General features: G+C 66.6%; 16 protein-coding genes and 1 pseudogene. 5 read left to right on the top strand and 12 right to left on the bottom strand.

Going from position 1 to position 16,860, the window contains the following annotated elements:
* From JHD77_RS32350 to JHD77_RS14480, 3 genes are all read right to left on the bottom strand, one after another.
* A partial coding sequence (locus JHD77_RS32350; protein ID WP_033967522.1) for a nucleoid-associated protein occupies positions 1-212 on the bottom strand: 212 nt, incomplete at its 3' end.
* A 92-nt stretch (positions 213-304) separates the two neighbouring features.
* A complete protein-coding gene (locus JHD77_RS14485; RefSeq protein ID WP_003111143.1) occupies positions 305-1,660 on the bottom strand; it encodes a TAXI family TRAP transporter solute-binding subunit in 1,356 nt (451 codons plus the stop codon).
* Positions 1,661-1,733: 73 nt separating this feature from the next.
* Positions 1,734-2,204: a hypothetical protein gene (locus tag JHD77_RS14480; RefSeq protein WP_031757025.1), complete on the bottom strand. Its 471-nt coding sequence runs from the start codon at positions 2,202-2,204 to the stop codon at positions 1,734-1,736.
* A 103-nt stretch (positions 2,205-2,307) separates the two neighbouring features.
* On the opposite strand from JHD77_RS14480, the gene JHD77_RS14475 reads away from it, so the two are divergent.
* Positions 2,308-2,850, top strand: a complete 543-nt coding sequence (locus tag JHD77_RS14475; protein WP_003092901.1) for a hydrolase — start codon at positions 2,308-2,310, stop codon at positions 2,848-2,850.
* Here the strand turns inward: JHD77_RS14475 and JHD77_RS14470 are convergent.
* The gene (locus JHD77_RS14470; protein ID WP_129373570.1) at positions 2,840-3,736 is read right to left on the bottom strand and encodes a LysR substrate-binding domain-containing protein; all 897 of its coding nucleotides are present in this window, start codon (positions 3,734-3,736) and stop codon (positions 2,840-2,842) included. The genes JHD77_RS14475 and JHD77_RS14470 overlap by 11 nt on opposite strands.
* Positions 3,737-3,859: 123 nt before the next feature.
* Here JHD77_RS14470 and JHD77_RS14465 point away from each other — a divergent pair, with 123 nt between their 5' ends.
* Both JHD77_RS14465 and JHD77_RS32860 read left to right on the top strand, forming a co-directional pair.
* Positions 3,860-4,471, top strand: coding sequence for a glutathione S-transferase (locus tag JHD77_RS14465; protein ID WP_003119282.1), 612 nt, complete (start codon positions 3,860-3,862; stop codon positions 4,469-4,471).
* 75 nt (positions 4,472-4,546) lie between these two features.
* Positions 4,547-4,786: pseudogene (locus JHD77_RS32860) on the top strand (DUF2165 family protein); the annotation flags it as partial.
* 290 nt (positions 4,787-5,076) lie between these two features.
* On the opposite strand, the gene JHD77_RS14455 reads toward JHD77_RS32860, so the two are convergent.
* Positions 5,077-5,427, bottom strand: a complete 351-nt coding sequence (locus JHD77_RS14455) for a CesT family type III secretion system chaperone (RefSeq protein WP_003111148.1) — start codon at positions 5,425-5,427, stop codon at positions 5,077-5,079.
* Between the two features lie 187 nt (positions 5,428-5,614).
* Between JHD77_RS14455 and exoS the strand changes: the two genes are divergently transcribed.
* Positions 5,615-6,976: a T3SS effector bifunctional cytotoxin exoenzyme S gene (gene exoS, locus JHD77_RS14450; RefSeq protein ID WP_031757026.1), complete on the top strand. Its 1,362-nt coding sequence runs from the start codon at positions 5,615-5,617 to the stop codon at positions 6,974-6,976.
* An 89-nt stretch (positions 6,977-7,065) separates the two neighbouring features.
* Here the strand turns inward: exoS and rlmF are convergent, their stop codons facing one another.
* The 5 genes from rlmF to JHD77_RS14425 all read right to left on the bottom strand — a co-directional run bounded on the left by rlmF (position 7,066) and on the right by JHD77_RS14425 (position 12,867).
* Positions 7,066-8,076 (bottom strand): 23S rRNA (adenine(1618)-N(6))-methyltransferase RlmF, encoded by a 1,011-nt coding sequence (gene rlmF / locus JHD77_RS14445; RefSeq protein ID WP_023123487.1) that lies wholly within the window; start codon positions 8,074-8,076, stop codon positions 7,066-7,068.
* Between the two features lie 91 nt (positions 8,077-8,167).
* Positions 8,168-10,000, bottom strand: coding sequence for an SLC13 family permease (locus JHD77_RS14440; protein WP_031757028.1), 1,833 nt, complete (start codon positions 9,998-10,000; stop codon positions 8,168-8,170).
* A 118-nt stretch (positions 10,001-10,118) separates the two neighbouring features.
* A complete protein-coding gene (locus tag JHD77_RS14435; RefSeq protein ID WP_003092883.1) occupies positions 10,119-10,913 on the bottom strand; it encodes an ABC transporter ATP-binding protein in 795 nt (264 codons plus the stop codon).
* A 2-nt stretch (positions 10,914-10,915) separates the two neighbouring features.
* Positions 10,916-11,806, bottom strand: a complete 891-nt coding sequence (locus JHD77_RS14430) for an ABC transporter permease (RefSeq protein WP_003092881.1) — start codon at positions 11,804-11,806, stop codon at positions 10,916-10,918.
* 83 nt (positions 11,807-11,889) lie between these two features.
* Positions 11,890-12,867 (bottom strand): ABC transporter substrate-binding protein, encoded by a 978-nt coding sequence (locus JHD77_RS14425; RefSeq protein ID WP_003092876.1) that lies wholly within the window; start codon positions 12,865-12,867, stop codon positions 11,890-11,892.
* Positions 12,868-13,061: 194 nt separating this feature from the next.
* On the opposite strand from JHD77_RS14425, the gene JHD77_RS14420 reads away from it, so the two are divergent.
* Complete coding sequence (locus JHD77_RS14420; protein WP_009876983.1) at positions 13,062-13,475, top strand: putative signal transducing protein; 414 nt, start codon at positions 13,062-13,064, stop codon at positions 13,473-13,475.
* Between the two features lie 37 nt (positions 13,476-13,512).
* On the opposite strand, the gene JHD77_RS14415 is transcribed toward JHD77_RS14420, so the two are convergent.
* Positions 13,513-16,365: a valine--tRNA ligase gene (locus tag JHD77_RS14415; RefSeq protein ID WP_031757029.1), complete on the bottom strand. Its 2,853-nt coding sequence runs from the start codon at positions 16,363-16,365 to the stop codon at positions 13,513-13,515.
* Positions 16,366-16,485: 120 nt separating this feature from the next.
* Entirely contained in the window at positions 16,486-16,854 is a 369-nt protein-coding gene (locus JHD77_RS14410; RefSeq protein ID WP_003112023.1) for a hypothetical protein, read from the bottom strand.
* Positions 16,855-16,860: the final 6 nt, after the last annotated feature.

The following is a 16,860-nucleotide window of genomic DNA, read 5'->3' as shown; positions in this document are numbered from 1 at the left end:
TCACCGAGCCAGCCGCTGAACGGGTAGGCCCCGGACTCGCCCTGGAAGAAGCCCCAGGCCTTGTTCTTGGCGTTGTAGCTTTCGTTGAGGTCGGCCAGCAGGTTCTCGATGGCCTGGGAGTCGCCCAGCTCGGCGTCGCGCGCGTGGAGCACGGCCGGGGTGCCGTCGGGCTTCTTCTCGATCAGGTGGACGATGGCGTGATGGATCGGCATGTCAGGTTCGACCTTTCAGGTAATCGGCGGCGCCGCGCAGGTTTCCGCGACGCTGCGGGACACGCCGCTGGCGCGCCCGCGGATCGGCCAGTTTACCCGAGGTTGCCGGCTTCTGCCTGCGTCGCCTGGCGTTCCTGCAGACCGTGCAGGCGCTTGATCACGAAGTTCAGGTGCAGGTGCAGCTCGTACAGCTCGTGGTAGTAGGAGAGCGGCACCTCCACGGTGTTCAGCTCGCTCTCCAGTTTCTCCAGCCGCTCGATCTCGCTTCTCAGTTGCTCGGCGTCGGTACCGCTGTCGAGCTTGCGGTCGATGTCGCGGATGTAGCGGTACCAGCGGTAGATGCGCGCGCGGATGCGCCAGCGATACAGCGGGCCGATGGACTTCATCAGCGGGATGAGGATGGCGATGAACGGGATCAGCAGGATGATGTAGCGGTCCGCCAGGGAGGCGATGCGGAACGGCAGGTAGCGCTGCAGCAGCGGCAGGCCGCTCTTGTAGTAGCGCTCGGCGTCCTCGTGCAGGCGCAGGGTGCGCGGCTCGGCGCTGGGGAAGGCGCCGGGCTTGTCGAGCAGGCTGCCGTCCTTCATCACCTCGCGCGCGGCTTCCAGCACCAGCGGGATCAGCGCCGGGTGGAAGCGTTCGTTGATCACCAGGGTGGCCACCGGCGACAGGGTGCTGATGTTTCGTTCCGGCACGTTGCGCGGCAGGTTGAGCAGGCCTTCGCCGACCTCGACCCGCTTGAGGAACGGCAGGCGCGCCTCGTAGGCGGCGCTGCGGCGGAAGTTGACCAGGCGAAGCTGGTCGTTGTCGGCCAATTTCTGGATCGCCGGGTTCTCCGCCGGGCCGACGATGAACGCCGCGTCCAGCTTGCCGGCCAGCAGGTCGTCGACCACCGCGTTGCCGCCGCGGGCTTCCCAGGTGATCGGATAGTGTCCCGGGGCGATGTCGTTGGCCTGCAGGATCGCCTCGGTGGCGGCGCGGGTGCCGCTGCCGTCGCTGCCGATGGCCAGGCGCAGGTGCAGCAGGTCGCTGAGCTGGTCGATGTGCACGTTGCTGCGGTGGAACAGCCAGAGCGGCTCCTGGTAGACCGCGCCGAGGGTCTGCAACTGGCGCGCCTGCCCGGCTTCGAGCTGGCGCTCCTGGCCGCTCTGGACCAGGGCGATGTCGACCTCGCCGGTGCCGAGCAGGCGCTCCAGGTTGTCGCGCGAGCCGGCGCTGGGCACCAGCTTCAGTTCGAAGCCCTGCTCCTTGAGCTTTTCCCGGAGCTTGCCGGCGAACACGGCGTAGCCGCCGCCCTCGGCGCCGGTGGCCATGGTCGCGCTCATCGGCGGCGGCGGGGCGACGAAATAGAACACCGCGGCGACCAGGGCGGCGATCACCGGGATCAGCCAGAGGTTGGCGCGGATCAGGATGGCGAGGTCCTTGAGCAGGTGCTTGATGCGATTCATGAGCGGTCCTTGTGCTGCTCTCCAGAAGGGTATGACGGATGCGGGCGGGCGCACTCCTCAGCGTAGCCGAGGGTCACCGGCGGTCCGTGCGGAACTGCCGGCAGAGCACCCGGTGGCGATGCCGGAAGATGCGGGTGAGGAACCAGCGTACCAGTCCGGTGGCGAATAGCGGGCGCACGGTCAACTGGTCGACCAGCAGGCATTCCCCGGCCTCGCCCGGTGTCGGCAGGATGCGTCGCTCGTGGCGCCAGAGGCGCATGCCGGTCATCGGCGACTGTTCGATGAAGCCGTGGCCGGGCGTCAGCTCCAGCAGGGTCAGTTGCGAAGTGCCCAGCGGCAGCAAGCCGAACAGGCGCATGTGGCTGCGGAACAGCGGGCGCCGGGGCACTACCTCCAGGTCTTCGAGGCTGCGGATACCGGGCGGTACGCTCATGCTCAGCAACGGGCGTATCTCGCGGAGTATCCCGTCCACCGAGGTGATCCACCGCCAGAGCTGTTCGGGGCTGGCCTGCAGGCGCGATTCGAAATGCAGGCTGATATTCATCGCAGGCTCCTGCTAGGGTTGTGGGAGGACGCGCTGTCCATGGCGCCCGTGCCGTGCAAGCCTAAGCCAGACGAACCGAGACGTCGAACCGAAGGAGGACGCCATGCTAATCCGCGCCGCAACCTCGACCCTGCTGGTGGTCGATATCCAGGAACGCCTGCTGCCGGCCATCGACGACGGCCCGGCGCTGGTCGAGTACAGCCAGTGGTTGTTGCGCGTGGCCCGCGCACTGGACGTGCCGGTGCTGGCCAGCGAGCAGTACAGCAAGGGCCTGGGGCCGACGGTGGCGGCGCTGCGCGATGAGCTGGACGCCACGCAGATCCTCGAGAAGCTGGACTTCTCGGCCGCCGCCGATGGCGCCCTGCTGCGCGCGCCCGGCGGCGACCGCCGGCAGTTCGTGGTTTGCGGCAGCGAGGCGCACGTCTGCGTGCTGCAGACCGTGCTCGACCTGCTTGGCCGTGGTCGCGAAGTGTTCGTCGTGGAGGAGGCGATCGGCTCGCGGCGGTCGAGCGACAAGGCACTGGCCGTGGAGCGGATGCGCCAGGCCGGGGCGATGATCGTGTCGCGGGAGATGGTCGCCTTCGAATGGATGGAACGCGCCGGCAGCGACCGCTTCCGCGAGATCAGCCGCAACTTCATTCGCTGAGCGGCGGTTGCTCGGCCTGGTAGCGCCGGGCCTCCTCGCGCAGCCAGTCGGCGAAGGCCTGGTGGCGGTCGCTCGGCGGCTCGCGCTGCGGCCAGACCAGCCAGTAGGGATAGGGGTAGGGCACGCGGATGTCGCCCAGTTGCACCAGGCGGCCCTCGGCGAGGGCGCCGGCGACCAGGCTGCGACGCTCCAGGGCGATGCCCTGGCCCAGGCGCACGGCTTCCAGCAGCAGGTTCGAGTCATTGATCAGCAGTCCGTGCTGCGGTTCCGCCACGCCGGCGCGCTGGCACCAGAGCGCCCAGGATTCGGTGGAGCGCAGTGTAGGGCAGGCGACGATCTCGCTCGGCGTGCGCGGCAGGCGGCCGCCGTTGAAGTCGGGCGCGGCGACCATCAGCAACTCGTCGTCGAACAGGCGTTCCCGACCGCCCCCTTCCCAGTCGCCCTTGCCGATGCGTACGCCGAGGTCGGCCAGGCCCTGGCGCAGGTTCTGCACGTCAAGACTGGCCACCAGCCGCACGCGACAGTGCGGATGGCGCTCGCGAAAGCGCGGCAGGCGCGGCAGCAGCCAGTTCAGGCCGAAGGACGGCATCACCGTGACCACCAGCTCACCCTCCCGTGGACGCGCCCGCACCACCCGCGTGGCGTCGGCGATCTCGCCCAGAGAGGCGCGTACCTGCAGGGCGTAGAACCGGCCGTTCTCGCTCAGGCGCAGGCCGCGCCCCTCGCGGACGAACAGGGCCAGGCCGAGGAGGTTTTCCAGCAGCTTGATCTGCTGGCTGATCGCTGAGTGGGTGACGTGCAGCTCGCTGGCGGCCTGGCTGATGCTGCCGAGCCGGGCGACCGCTTCGAAGCTGCGCAGGGCGGTGAGGGGAGGGAGGTCGCTCATGTAAGTTTTTCTAAAGGATTCGCTGAATTTATCTCGATATTTTTCGCGTTGTGCAACGACTAGAGTGATTTTCCCAGGCGTCGCCCTCTTAGCGGCGCTTAATCATCGACAAAGGATGCCGCGATGCAACTGATCGGTATGCTGGATTCGCCTTTTGTGCGCCGGGTCGCCATCGCCCTGCGCCTGCTGGACCTGCCCTACGAGCACCGGCCGCTGTCGGTGTTCCGCAATTTCCAGGCGTTCAGCCTGTTCAACCCGATGGTCAAGGCGCCCACGCTGGTGCTGGACGATGGCACCGTGCTGATGGACTCCAGCCTGATCCTCGATTACCTGGAGTGCCTGGCCGGCCGCGAACGCAGTCTGCTGCCGCAACGGCCGCAGGCCCGTGCACGGGCGTTGAGTCTGATCGGCGCGGCGCTGGTGGCCTGCGAGAAATCCGTGCAGATCTACTACGAACTGAACCTGCGTCCCGAGGAACGCCGCCACGGCCCCTGGCTGGAGCGGGTGGAGGGGCAGTTGCTGGCGGCCTACGACTGGCTGGAGGCAGCGCTGCGCCAGGAGCCGCTGGCACGCGACGGTGGCATCGAGCTGGTCGGGGTGACCGTCGCGGTGGCCTGGCGCTTCAGCCAACTGGTGGTCGCGGAGCGGGTCGCCGCCAGCGAATACCCGGAACTGGCAAGCTATTCGGATTATGCGGAGGGGTTGCCGGTGTTCCTCGAGACGCCGTCGGTCTGAGCCCGCGAGGCGCCAGGCTGGCGCCCCTCGAACGGCTCGATTCCGCCTGCGCCCGGCCTCGGTTCGCTGTAGGTCGCTGCCGTCGTCACGGCCCGGACCGGTTGTTGCGAACTGCTGTTCGGCGCCGGCCTGGAGGCGGCCCGGCCCTGGCTCAGCCTGGTCCTGAGCGCGGCCCTCGGCTTGCTCTTCGGCATGCTGCTGGGCGGGCTCTGGTTCGGCTACTGGATCCGCCAGGAGGGATTGCAACTGACCCACCTGCTGCTGGTGGTCTGGGTGCTGGCGAACTTCTTCGTGCTCAACGTCCGCTGGAACTGATGGGGACTGCCGGTACGAGGAGCAGGACGCGAGGACGGCGACAGTGGAGCGAGCCGGACGCCCGTCGATAGCGCGAAGTCGCATCTCGCTCCTGCCACCCGGTCCCTCGGCTCCCCTCTGTTCGCACGCGCTGCATGGGCTGACGCAGTTGGAACTGCCCCCGGGCAGTGGCAGCCGGCTGCCTCGAGGGCAGGTGCTCCGGCTGGCTCGGCATGGTCACTGGAGTTCAGCCCCGGGGTTCTTCGAGGAAAGCAGAACCTGCGGCATCGGCTCCTTTCGCCCGACTGGGCTCAGCGCAGCTCTTCGGCGGCGGCGACCAGTTGTTCGAGTTGATGGTGGATCTGGGCCCTGTCCAGCAACTGCAAGGGCTGGCGGTTCCAGAGCAGCCGTTCGCCGCTTTCGGGGTCGCGGCCCAGGATCGGCTTGCAAGGGTCCTGGCTGAACAGGTTCTGCTCGCTGGCCGTAGCGTCTCCTTGTCCTTCCAGGCGGGTGAACATCAACAGGTGATCGGTCGGATGTTCTGCCAGATGGCAGAGATGCGGGCCCACCTGCAGGCTGAGTACGCTCTCCTCGTCGTTGGGCGTCGGGAGATCGAGAGCGAGAAAAAGCTGGTGGATGGCGGCGCGGTAGAGTGGATTCATGGCGTGTTCCGAGTCACTGGAGGCGGCTATTAGAGCAGTGCCAGCCCGGAGAGACTGTTAATCGTGGTTCTCTTTTTTTAGGTTTTGCCGCTGCCGATTCCAGTGAAAAAACGGCGGCCAATCCTGATAGGCGATGGGGTTTCCCGTTCCTAGACTGGCGGAGAAACATCAGGAGAAGGCAACCATCATGCATATTCAATCGCTTCAGCAGAGTCCGTCTTTCGCCGTCGAATTGCACCAGGCCGCCAGTGGGCGTTTGGGACAGATTGAGGCCCGCCAGGTCGCCACCCCCAGTGAAGCGCAGCAGTTGGCCCAGCGCCAGGACGCGCCGAAGGGTGAGGGGCTGCTCGCTCGCCTGGGCGCGGCGCTCGTGCGTCCCTTCGTGGCGATCATGGACTGGCTGGGCAAACTGTTGGGCTCCCACGCCCGCACCGGGCCGCAGCCCAGTCAGGACGCGCAGCCTGCGGTCATGTCCTCGGCCGTCGTGTTCAAGCAGATGGTGCTGCAGCAGGCATTGCCCATGACCTTGAAGGGACTCGACAAGGCGAGCGAGCTGGCGACCCTGACACCGGAAGGACTGGCCCGGGAGCACTCCCGCCTGGCCAGCGGAGATGGGGCGCTGCGTTCGCTGAGCACCGCCTTGGCCGGCATTCGTGCCGGCAGCCAGGTCGAGGAGTCCCGTATCCAGGCTGGCCGCCTGCTCGAACGGAGCATCGGCGGGATCGCGCTGCAGCAGTGGGGCACCACCGGCGGTGCCGCGAGTCAACTGGTGCTCGACGCAAGCCCGGAACTGCGGCGCGAAATCACCGACCAGTTGCATCAGGTAATGAGCGAGGTCGCACTGTTGCGCCAAGCGGTAGAGAGCGAGGTCAGCAGAGTATCGGCCGACAAGGCGCTGGCGGATGGCCTGGTGAAGCGGTTCGGGGCGGATGCGGAAAAGTACCTGGGCAGACAGCCTGGTGGCATCCACAGTGACGCCGAAGTGATGGCGCTTGGTCTCTACACCGGCATTCACTACGCGGACCTGAATCGCGCTCTGCGTCAGGGGCAGGAGCTGGATGCGGGACAAAAGCTGATCGACCAAGGTATGTCCGCGGCCTTCGAGAAGAGCGGACAGGCTGAACAGGTAGTGAAGACTTTCCGTGGCACCCGTGGCGGGGATGCCTTCAACGCGGTGGAAGAGGGCAAGGTTGGCCACGACGACGGCTATCTCTCCACCTCCCTGAACCCCGGTGTCGCGAGGAGCTTCGGGCAGGGCACGATATCCACCGTGTTCGGCAGGTCCGGAATCGATGTCAGCGGGATATCGAACTACAAGAATGAAAAAGAGATTCTCTATAACAAAGAGACCGACATGCGCGTGCTGCTGAGCGCCAGCGATGAGCAGGGAGTGACCCGCCGGGTCCTCGAAGAGGCGGCCCTGGGGGAGCAGAGTGGCCATAGCCAGGGACTGCTCGATGCTCTCGACCTGGCAAGCAAACCGGAACGTTCAGGCGAGGTCCAGGAACAGGATGTACGCCTGAGGAGGCGTGGCCTCGATCTGGCCTGACCGGTCGTAGAAGAAAGACGTCACGAACGGACACCTTGGGGTGTCCGATTCTTGGCTCGGCAGCGGAGCCGGGTGGAGAGGCGTGCTGGCTATTCGCCCAGTGGTTCCAGGAGGGCTGCTGTCCAGCGCTCCTTGCGCCAGGCCCGGCGCTGCTTCTTGTCGAGGTAGGTCCAGGCGACGAAGCGGCTCTGCTTCTGTCCCTGGGCCATGTCCACCACGCGGATATCGCTGGCGCCCAACGTCTTCAGGCGCTCCTGGAGGTTCGGCAGGTTGCTCGCCTTGGATACCAGGGTGGTGAACCAGAACACCTGCGTGGCGAACGCCCGGCTTTCCTCGGCCATGCGGGCCAGGAAGGCCGCTTCGCCGCCCTCGCAGTACAGCTCGGCGCCCTGGCCGCCGAAGTTCAGTAGCGGCAGGGTACGGGTCGGGTCGAGCTTGCCGAGGTTCTTCCACTTGCGCCGGCTGCCACGCGTGGCTTCGTCCAGCGAGGCGTGGAAGGGCGGGTTGCAGAGGGTCATGTCGAAGCGCTCATCGACGCCGATCAGGCCCTGGAATATCTGCCTGCGATCAGGCTGCCGGCGCAACTCGATGGCAGCGGCGAAGCGTGGGTTGGCGGCGAGGATCGCAGCGGCCGAGGCCAGCGATTGCGGGTCGATGTCGGCGCCGACGAAGCGCCAGCCGTATTCGTGGTGGCCGAGCAGCGGGTAGATGCAGTTGGCGCCGGTTCCGACGTCCAGCGCACGCAGGCCGGGACCGCGTGGAATCAGGCCATCGTGGCTGGCGCCGAGCAGGTCGGCCAGGTAGTGCAGGTAGTCGGCGCGACCGGGGATGGGCGGGCACAGGTAGCCATCGGGGATATCCCACTCGCGTACGTCGTAGAACTGTTGCAGCAGCGCGCGGTTGAAGGCCTTCACCGCCGCCGGATCGGCGAAGTCGATGCTCTGCCTGCCGTACGGATTGAGGATGACGAAGCGCTCCAGTTCCGGGCTACCGGCGATCAGGCGCGGGAAGTCGTAGCGTCCCAGGTGGCGATTGCGCGGGTGCAGCGGGCTGGCGCTCTTGCGCTCGGCGTCGGGATGCGGGCTGGTCGGGCGGGGCATGTTCTCGGTTTCCGTGACGGCGAGGCGGGCATTATTCACATCCGCCGGAGGCTGGCCAGTGTTTCTGCCGAGCGGCGCGCTCCTGGCCCGGTCACAATGGAAACAGCCACGGAATCACCAGCACGCAGACGAACATCACCAGCAGGGTAAATGGCACGCCGATCCGGACGAAGTCGCCGAAGCGGTATTGGCCAGGGCCCAGCACCAGGGTGTTCACCGGCGAGGAAATCGGCGTCATGAAGGCTGCCGAGGCCGCCACCGCCACCACCATGGCGAAGGGGTAGGGCGAGGCGCCGATCTGCTTGGCGGTGGCGATGGCGATCGGCGCCATCAGCACCGCGGTAGCGGTGTTGGAGATGAACAGGCCGATGGCCGCGGTGAGCAGGAACAGGCTGGCCAGCAGCACGCGCGGGCCGGCGTCGCCGAGGGCGTCGACCAGCAGCGAGACCACCAGGTCGATACCGCCGGTCTTCTGCAGGGCCAGGGCGAAGGGCAGCATGCCGACGATCAGGACCAGGCTTTGCCAATGGATGGCGCGGTAGGCGCCGTCCATGTCGATGCAACGGAACAGGCCCATCAACAGGCAGCCGACCAGTGCCGCGACCACGTTGGGCACCACCCCGCTGACCATCAGCGCCACCATCACGGCCAGGCTGAGCAGGGCGTGCGGCGCCTTGCTCAGGGCCGGCGCCACCTCGTCGATCTCCGCCGGCAGGCTGAGCACCAGGAAATCGCGGTTGCGTCCCTGCAACTGGCGGATCGCCTTCCAGGCGCCGATCACCAGCAGGGTATCGCCCAGGCGCAGCTTCTCTTCCAGCATGCCGTCGGTGAGCGCTTCGTGGTCGCGACGCAGGCCGACCACGTTGAGCCCGTACTGCGAACGGAAGCCCAGTTCCAGGACGCTCTTGCCGAGCAGGGTGGAGTCCGGCGGCAGAGTCACCTCGGCCATGCCGACCTCCCGCGACTGGTCGATGAAGTAGCTGGCGCGGAACGGCAGGCGCACCAGGTTCAGCTCGGCGCAGCGCCGGTCCATGTCCTCCGGAGGGGCGAAGACGTCCAGCAGCAACACGTCGCCCGCCTTCAGCTCGGTGCTGCCGCCGACCTTGACCACCTCGCTGTGGAACTTGCGTACCCGCTCCAGGCCGACCACGTTGGCGCCCAGGCGGGTGCGCAGTTGCAGTTCTTCCAGGGTGCTGCCGATCAACGGCGAGCCGAGCTGGACCTGCAGGCGCCGTTCGCGGCCGGCCAGGCGATAGTCGCGGATCAGGTCGCGCAGGGTCCGCCGTGCCTTCGGCGCGCCGACTTCCGCCGGGCTGGCGGCGTTCAGCCAGTTGCGCGTGAGCAGCATGTAGGCCACGCCGATGGCGAGCACCATGAGGCCTATCGGGGTGAAGGCGAAGAAGCCGACGCCGGCATGACCCTCGCGCGCCAGCTCGCTGTTGACCACCATGTTCGGTGGCGTGGCGACCAGGGTCATCATGCCGCTGATCAGTCCGGCGAAGGCCAGCGGCATCATCAGCCGGCCCGGAGGGATCTTCAGCTTGGCGGCGATGCTCAGGACCACCGGGATGAAGATCGCCACCACCCCGGTGGAACTCATCACTGAGCCCAACCCGGCCACCGCCAGCATCAGCAGTACCAGCAGGCGCGCTTCGCTGCTGCCGGCGCGGGCGATCAGCCAGTCGCCGACCTGGTAGGCCACCCCGGTACGCACCAGGCCTTCGCCGATCACGAACAGCGCGGCGATCAGTATCACGCTGGGATCGCTGAAGCCGGCCAGGGCTTCGTTGAGGGTAAGGGTTCCGCTGACGCTGAAGGCCATGATCACCAGCAGGGCGATCACGTCCAGGCGCAGGCGGTTGTGGATGAAGAGGGCGACGGTGGTGGCGAGCAGGCCGACCACCCAGAGCAGTTCGAGGTTCATGCGGGCATCTGAGCGGGAGGATGCCTGCGAGTGTGGCAGACGGACGCGGATCGCGCCTTGATCTGCTGCAGGTCGACGGCGCCTCCCCGCTTCGCCGCGGAGAGGCGCAGCGGCCCTGTCAGCCGAGGAGGAGGGCGTCGTCGGCGAGCTTCTCGCCGCGCACCTTCTCGAACATCGCCAGCAGGTCCGGTACGTCGAGGCCCTTGCGTTGCTCGCCGGAGACGTCCAGCACCACCTGGCCCTGGTGCAGCATCACCGTGCGCTCGCCCACGTCCAGCGCCTGGCGCATGCTGTGGGTGACCATCATGGTGGTGAGTTTCTTCTCGGCGACGATCCGTGCGGTGAGATGCAGGACGAAGTCGGCGGTGCGCGGGTCGAGCGCCGCGGTGTGTTCGTCGAGCAACAGGATACGCGACGGCTGCAGCGCCGCCATCAGCAGGCTGACGGCCTGGCGCTGGCCGCCGGAGAGCAGGCCGATGCGGTCGCCGAGGCGGTTCTCCAGGCCGAGGCCGAGGGTCGCCAGGCTTTCCCGGAAACCGTCGCGCATCGATGCCTGCACCGCCCTGCCGAGGCCGCGACCGGCACCGCGACGCTGCGCCAGGGCCATGTTCTCCTCGATGGTGAGGTCCTCGCAGGTACCCGCCATGGGGTCCTGGAACACCCGCGCGACGCGGTTGGCGCGGGCCCAGACCGGCTTGCGGGTGACGTCTTCGTCGTCGATCAGGATCTGCCCGCTGTCGATCGGCAGGTCGCCGGAGACTGCGTTGAGGAAGGTCGACTTGCCGGCGCCGTTGGAGCCGATCACGGTGACGAACTGGCCGGCCGGGATGTCCAGCGACAGGCCGCGCAGGGCGCGGGTCTCGATGGGGGTGCCGGGGTTGAAGGTGATCTTCAGGTTCTTCGCGCTGAGCATGGTCAGGCTCCCTTCTTGCCGAGCAGGCGTTTCTTCATCATCGGAATCACCAGGGCGACGGTGACCAGCACCGCGGTGACCAGGTTCAGGTCCTGGGCCTGCAAGCCGATGAAATCGCTGTTCAGCGCCAGGGCGATGAAGAAGCGGTAGACGATGGCACCGAGGATCACCGCGAGGGTCGCCAGGATCAGCCGGCGCGAGGGCAGGATGCTCTCGCCGACGATCACCGCCGCCAGGCCGATGACGATGGTGCCGATACCCATGGAGATATCGGCGCCGCCCTGGGTCTGCGCGAACAGCGCGCCGGCCAACGCCACCAGCGCGTTGGAGATGGCCATGCCGAGCAGGATCATGCCGCCGGTGTTGACCCCCTGGGCACGGGCCATCCGCGGGTTGGAGCCGGTGGCGCGGATCGCCAGGCCTTTCTGGGTGGTGAAGAACCAGTCCAGCAGCAGCTTCGCGGCGATCACGATGAACACCAGCAGCAGCGGGCGGAACACGTAGTCGCTGAGCCATTCCGGCTGCAGCAGGGTGAACAATGTCGGCTCGGCGATCAGCGGTACGTTGGGCTTGCCCATGATGCGCAGGTTGATCGAGTAGAGCGCGATCATCATCAGGATGCTGGCGAGCAGGTCCATGATCTTCAGCTTGACGTTGAGCAGGCCGGTGGCCAGCCCGGCCAGTGCACCGGCGGCGGTGGCCGCCAGGGTCGCGCTGTACGGGTCCCAGCCAAGGGCGATGAGGGTCGCGCAGACCGCGCCGCCGAGCGGGAAGCTGCCGTCCACCGTGAGGTCGGGGAAGCGCAGCAGGCGGAAGGAGATGAACACGCCGAGTGCCACGAGGCTGAAGATCAGGCCGATCTCCAGGGCACCGAACAGGGAAAACAGAGACATGACTTCGTAACCGAGTGCGTGAAGGCAGGATTATCGTGCCGTCCGGCCACGGGCGGAACGCCCGCGGCCGGCGGCCGCTTTTTTTACTTGATGACTTCCGCGGCCGACTTGAGCAGTTCGTCGGACAGGGTCACGCCTTGCTTCTGCGCGGCCCCGGGATTGACGAACAGCTGCAGGTTGTCGCTGGTCTCCGGCTTGATCTCGCCCGGCTTCTCGCCCTTGAGGATGCGCACCACCATGCGGCCGGTCTGCTTGCCCATCTCCTTGTAGTTAATGCCGAGGGCGGCGATGGCGCCGCGCTTGACGCTGTCGGTGTCGGAGGCGATCAGCGGGATCTTCGCGTCGTTGCCGACCTTGACCAGCGCCTCGTAGGCGGACACCACGTTGTTGTCGGTGTTGGTGTAGATCGCGTCGACCTTGCCGACCAGGCTGCGCGCCGCCGAGCTGACGTCCACCGAACGCGGTGCCGAGGCTTCGACCAGGCTCAGGCCCATCTTCGGCAGCAGTTCCTTCAGCTCCTTGACCACCACCACGGAGTTGGCTTCGCCCGGGTTGTAGACCATGCCGATGCGCTTGGCGCCCGGCACCACTTTCTTGATCAGCTCGATCTGCTTGTCCAGCGCGAGCATGTCGGAAACCCCGGTGACGTTGGTGCCGGAGGCTTCCCAGCTCGGCGTCAGGTGCGCGCCGACCGGGTCGGTGACGGTGCTGAAGACGATCGGGATGCTCTTGGTCGCGGCCACCAGCGCCTGGGCCGACGGAGTGGCGATGCCGACGATCACGTCGGGCTTGTCGCCGATGAACTTGCGGGCGATCTGCGCGGCGGTGCCGGTGTTGCCCTGGGCGCTCTGGTACTGCCACTTGAGGTTCTTGCCGTCTTCGTAGCCGGCCTCCTGGAGGGCCTCCTTGACCCCGTCGCGAGCGGCGTCCAGCGCCGGGTGCTCGACGATGGCGGTCACGGCCACCGACTTCTGCTCTTCGGCGTTGGCGCCGAAGGACAGGGCCATGCCAAGGGCCAGGGCACTGAGGGGCAACCATTTATTCTTATAGGCCTGCATCATGCGGCGATCTCCTGATTGTATTGGCGCGCTGTAGCGAATTGTTCTGATTGGGCGGTGCGGGTACAGCGTGGCCGAAACATCGCATTTTTCGCGCAAGTCGTCAGCAGGTTTGATGTTTTTTCTTGCGGTGGGATTACCGCTGGGGGTGATCCGGGTAAGGTGTCGGCGTCGGACCGTGACCGAAAGGAGGCGACATGCTCACGACCATCGGCCGTTTTTCCCATCCCCTGGAGGCGCAGATCGCTCGCGCCCGCCTGGAGGCCGCTGGAATTCCGGCGTTCGTCGCCGACGAGCACACCATCAACATGCAGTGGCTGTACTCCAACGCACTGGGCGGCGTGCGCCTGCAAGTGCCCATGGTCTGTCGCGAAGACGCGGTGGCGCTGCTGGCCACCGATGAAAGCGAGGCGCTGCGGGCCGAGCAGGGCAGCAGCGAGTTCCAGTGCTTGCGTTGTGGCGGCGACCAGGTGGCCTGGAAGGTGGACGGCCGCCGCCTGGCCTTCCTTGGGATCCTGCTGCTCAACGTACCGCTGTGGCCGATCCGGCGTCGGTTGGTGTGCGAGGTCTGCGGTTTCCGCAGCGAAGTACCGATGCCTCTAAGCGAGTGAAAGCAAAACGCCCGCCTCTGGGAGGCGGGCGCTGGAGTTAGAGCGCGGCGATCTTCTGCCGTTGCTCGGCCAGCTTGGCCAGGGCCTGTTCGGCCTCGGCGAGCTTGGCGCGTTCCTTCTCGATCACGTCGGCCGGGGCATTGGCGACGAAGCCTTCGTTGGACAGCTTGCCGCCGACGCGCTTGACCTCGCCTTCCAGGCGCTGGATCTCCTTGTCCAGGCGCCCCAGTTCGGCGCTCTTGTCGATCAGGCCGGCCATCGGCACCAATACTTCCATGTCGCCGACCAGGGCGGTGGCGGACATCGGCGCTTCCTCGCCGGCTTCCAGCACGCGGATGCTTTCCAGCTTGGCCAGTTTCATCAGCAGCGGCTCGTTGTCGGCCAGGCGGCGGTGGTCGCTGGGCGAGGCGTTCCTGAGGATGATGTCGATGCGCTTGGCCATGGAGATGTTCATCTCGCCGCGGATCTGCCGCACGCCGAGCATCAGCGCCTTGACCCACTCGATGTCGCCTTCGGCGGCGGCGTCGATCCTGCCTTCGTCGGCCACCGGCCAGGGTTGCAGCATCAGGGTCGGACCTTCCTTGCCGGCCTGGCCCTTGATGCGCTGCCAGATTTCCTCGGTGATGAACGGCATGAACGGGTGCGCCAGGCGCAGGGCCGTCTCCAGCACGCGGATCAGGGTGCGACGAGTGCCGCGCTGGCGCTCGATGGGGGCGTTCTCGTCCCACAGCACCGGCTTGACCAGCTCCAGGTACCAGGCGCAGTACTCGTCCCAGATGAACTCATAGAGGGCCTGGGCGGCCAGGTCGAAGCGGAAGGCGTCGAGCTGGCGGGTGACTTCCTGCTCGGTGCGCTGCAACTGGGAGATGATCCAGCGGTCGACCGAGGACAGCTCGACTGGCTCGCCGTTGACCCCGGTGTCCTGGCCATCGGTGTTCTCGATGACGAAGTTGGCGGCGTTCCAGATCTTGTTGCAGAAGTTGCGGAAGCCTTCGACGCGGCCCATGTCGAACTTGATGTCGCGGCCGGTGGAGGCCAGCGAGCAGAAGGTGAAGCGCAGGGCGTCGGTGCCGTAGCTGGCGATGCCTTCGGGGAATTCGGCGCGGGTCTGCTTGGCGATTTTCTCCGCCAGCTTCGGCTGCATCATGCCGCTGGTGCGCTTTTGCAGCAGGGTATCGAGGTCGATGCCGTCGACGATGTCCAGCGGGTCGAGTACGTTGCCCTTGGACTTGGACATCTTCTGGCCCTGGCCGTCGCGCACCAGGCCGTGGACATAGACGGTCTTGAACGGGATCTGCGGGGTGCCGTCGGGGTTCTTCACCAGGTGCATGGTGAGCATGATCATCCGCGCGACCCAGAAGAAGATGATGTCGAAGCCGGTGACCAGTACGTCGGTGGGGTGGAAGGTCTTGAGGAACTCGGTCTGCTGCGGCCAGCCGAGGGTGGAGAAGGTCCACAGGCCGGAGCTGAACCAGGTGTCGAGAACGTCTTCGTCCTGGCGCAACTCGACCTCGTTGCCGAGCTTGTGCTTGGTGCGCACCTCGACCTCGTCGCGGCCGACGTAGACGTTGCCGGCCTCGTCGTACCAGGCCGGGATGCGGTGGCCCCACCAGAGCTGGCGGCTGATGCACCAGTCCTGGATGTCGCGCATCCAGGAGAAGTACATGTTCTCGTACTGCTTGGGCACGAACTGGATACGGCCGTCTTCCACGGCGGCGATGGCGTCTTCGGCCAGCGGCTTGGTGCTGACGTACCACTGGTCGGTCAGCCAGGGCTCGATGACGGTGCCGGAGCGGTCGCCCTTCGGTACTTTCAGCGCGTGGTCGTCGACCTTCTCGAGCAAGCCCATGGCCTCGAACTCGGCGACGATGGCCTTGCGCGCGGCGAAGCGGTCCATGCCGGCGTAGCTCTGCGGCAGGCTGGGGTCGAGGTTCGGGTTGACGCTGCCGTCGAGGTGGAACACCTGGGCCTGGGCCAGCACCGCGGCGTTCTTGTCGAAGATGTTGATCAGCGGCAGGTCGTGGCGCTTGCCCACTTCGTAGTCGTTGAAGTCGTGGGCCGGGGTGATCTTCACGCAGCCGGTGCCGAATTCGCGGTCGACGTACTCGTCGGCGATGATCGGGATGTGCCGGCCGACGATCGGCAGTTCGGCGAACTGGCCGATCAGCTTGGCGTAGCGCTCGTCTTCCGGGTGCACCGCGACCGCGGCGTCGCCCAGCAGGGTTTCCGGACGGGTGGTGGCGACCACCAGGTAATCCAGGCCTTCGCTGGTCTTCGCGCCGTTCACCAGCGGGTAGCGCAGGTGCCAGAGGTGGCCCTTCTCGTCGTGGTTTTCCACTTCCAGGTCGGAAATCGCGGTGTGCAGCTTGGTGTCCCAGTTCACCAGGCGTTTGCCGCGGTAGATCAGGCCGTCTTCATGCAGGCGCACGAAGGCTTCCTTGACCGCTTCGGAGAGGCCGTCGTCCATGGTGAAGCGCTCGCGCGACCAGTCCACCGAGGAGCCCAGGCGACGAATCTGCCGGGTGATGTTGCCGCCGGACTGTTCCTTCCATTCCCAGACTTTCTCCAGGAACTTCTCCCGGCCGAGGTCGTGGCGGCTCACGCCCTGGGCGCCGAGCTGGCGCTCGACCACCATCTGGGTGGCGATGCCGGCGTGATCGGTGCCCGGCTGCCACAGGGTGTTGCGGCCCTGCATGCGGCGGTAGCGGATCAGCGCGTCCATGATCGCGTTGTTGAAGCCATGGCCCATGTGCAGGCTGCCGGTCACGTTCGGCGGCGGGATCATGATGGTGTAGGGCTGGCCTTCGCCGCTCGGAGCGAAGTAGTCGTTGGACTCCCAGGTCTCGTACCAGGAAGTCTCGATGGCGTGCGGCTGGTAAGTCTTGTCCATGCGAAAGGGGACCAAAGCTGAATATGGCTGGGGAAAATGCGAAGAAAGTCCGGGAGTATAGCGGGGATGGCAGCCCGGGGGTAAGGCCGCGGGCCGCGGCGGGCGCCCGCCGCGTCCGGATCAGCCGTTGCGTTGGCCGAGCAGGCGACCCAGGCGGGCTTGCAGGCGGCGGCGCAGTTCGGCTTCGATCTGCGGGGCGAAGTCGTCGATGACTTCCTGCAGGATCAGTTCGGCGGACGCTCGCAACTCGTCGTCCAGGCGCTCCTGTTCGGCGGGCGCCAACCCTGCCGTGGTGGCTGCTGCGGCCTGCGGCTCTGGCGCGCGCGGTGCGGTACCGGGGGAGACGACGTCGGAAAGCAGGGGAATGTTGTCCGGCTCGAAGGATTCGGTCAGCAAGGGCGGCTCGTTCCGTTCGTAGAGCAGGTCGTGGATCGACTCCAGATCATCGAGCAACTGCTCCGGAGGTTGTGTCGGTTTGTGGCTGTCCATGGTCGT

It is taken from the genome of Pseudomonas sp. P20, from assembly GCF_016463925.1.
In the GTDB taxonomy this organism is placed as follows: Bacteria; Pseudomonadota; Gammaproteobacteria; order Pseudomonadales; family Pseudomonadaceae; genus Pseudomonas; species Pseudomonas aeruginosa.
Note: the sequence above shows the minus strand (reverse complement) of the source record. Positions and strands in the feature narration are given on the sequence as shown.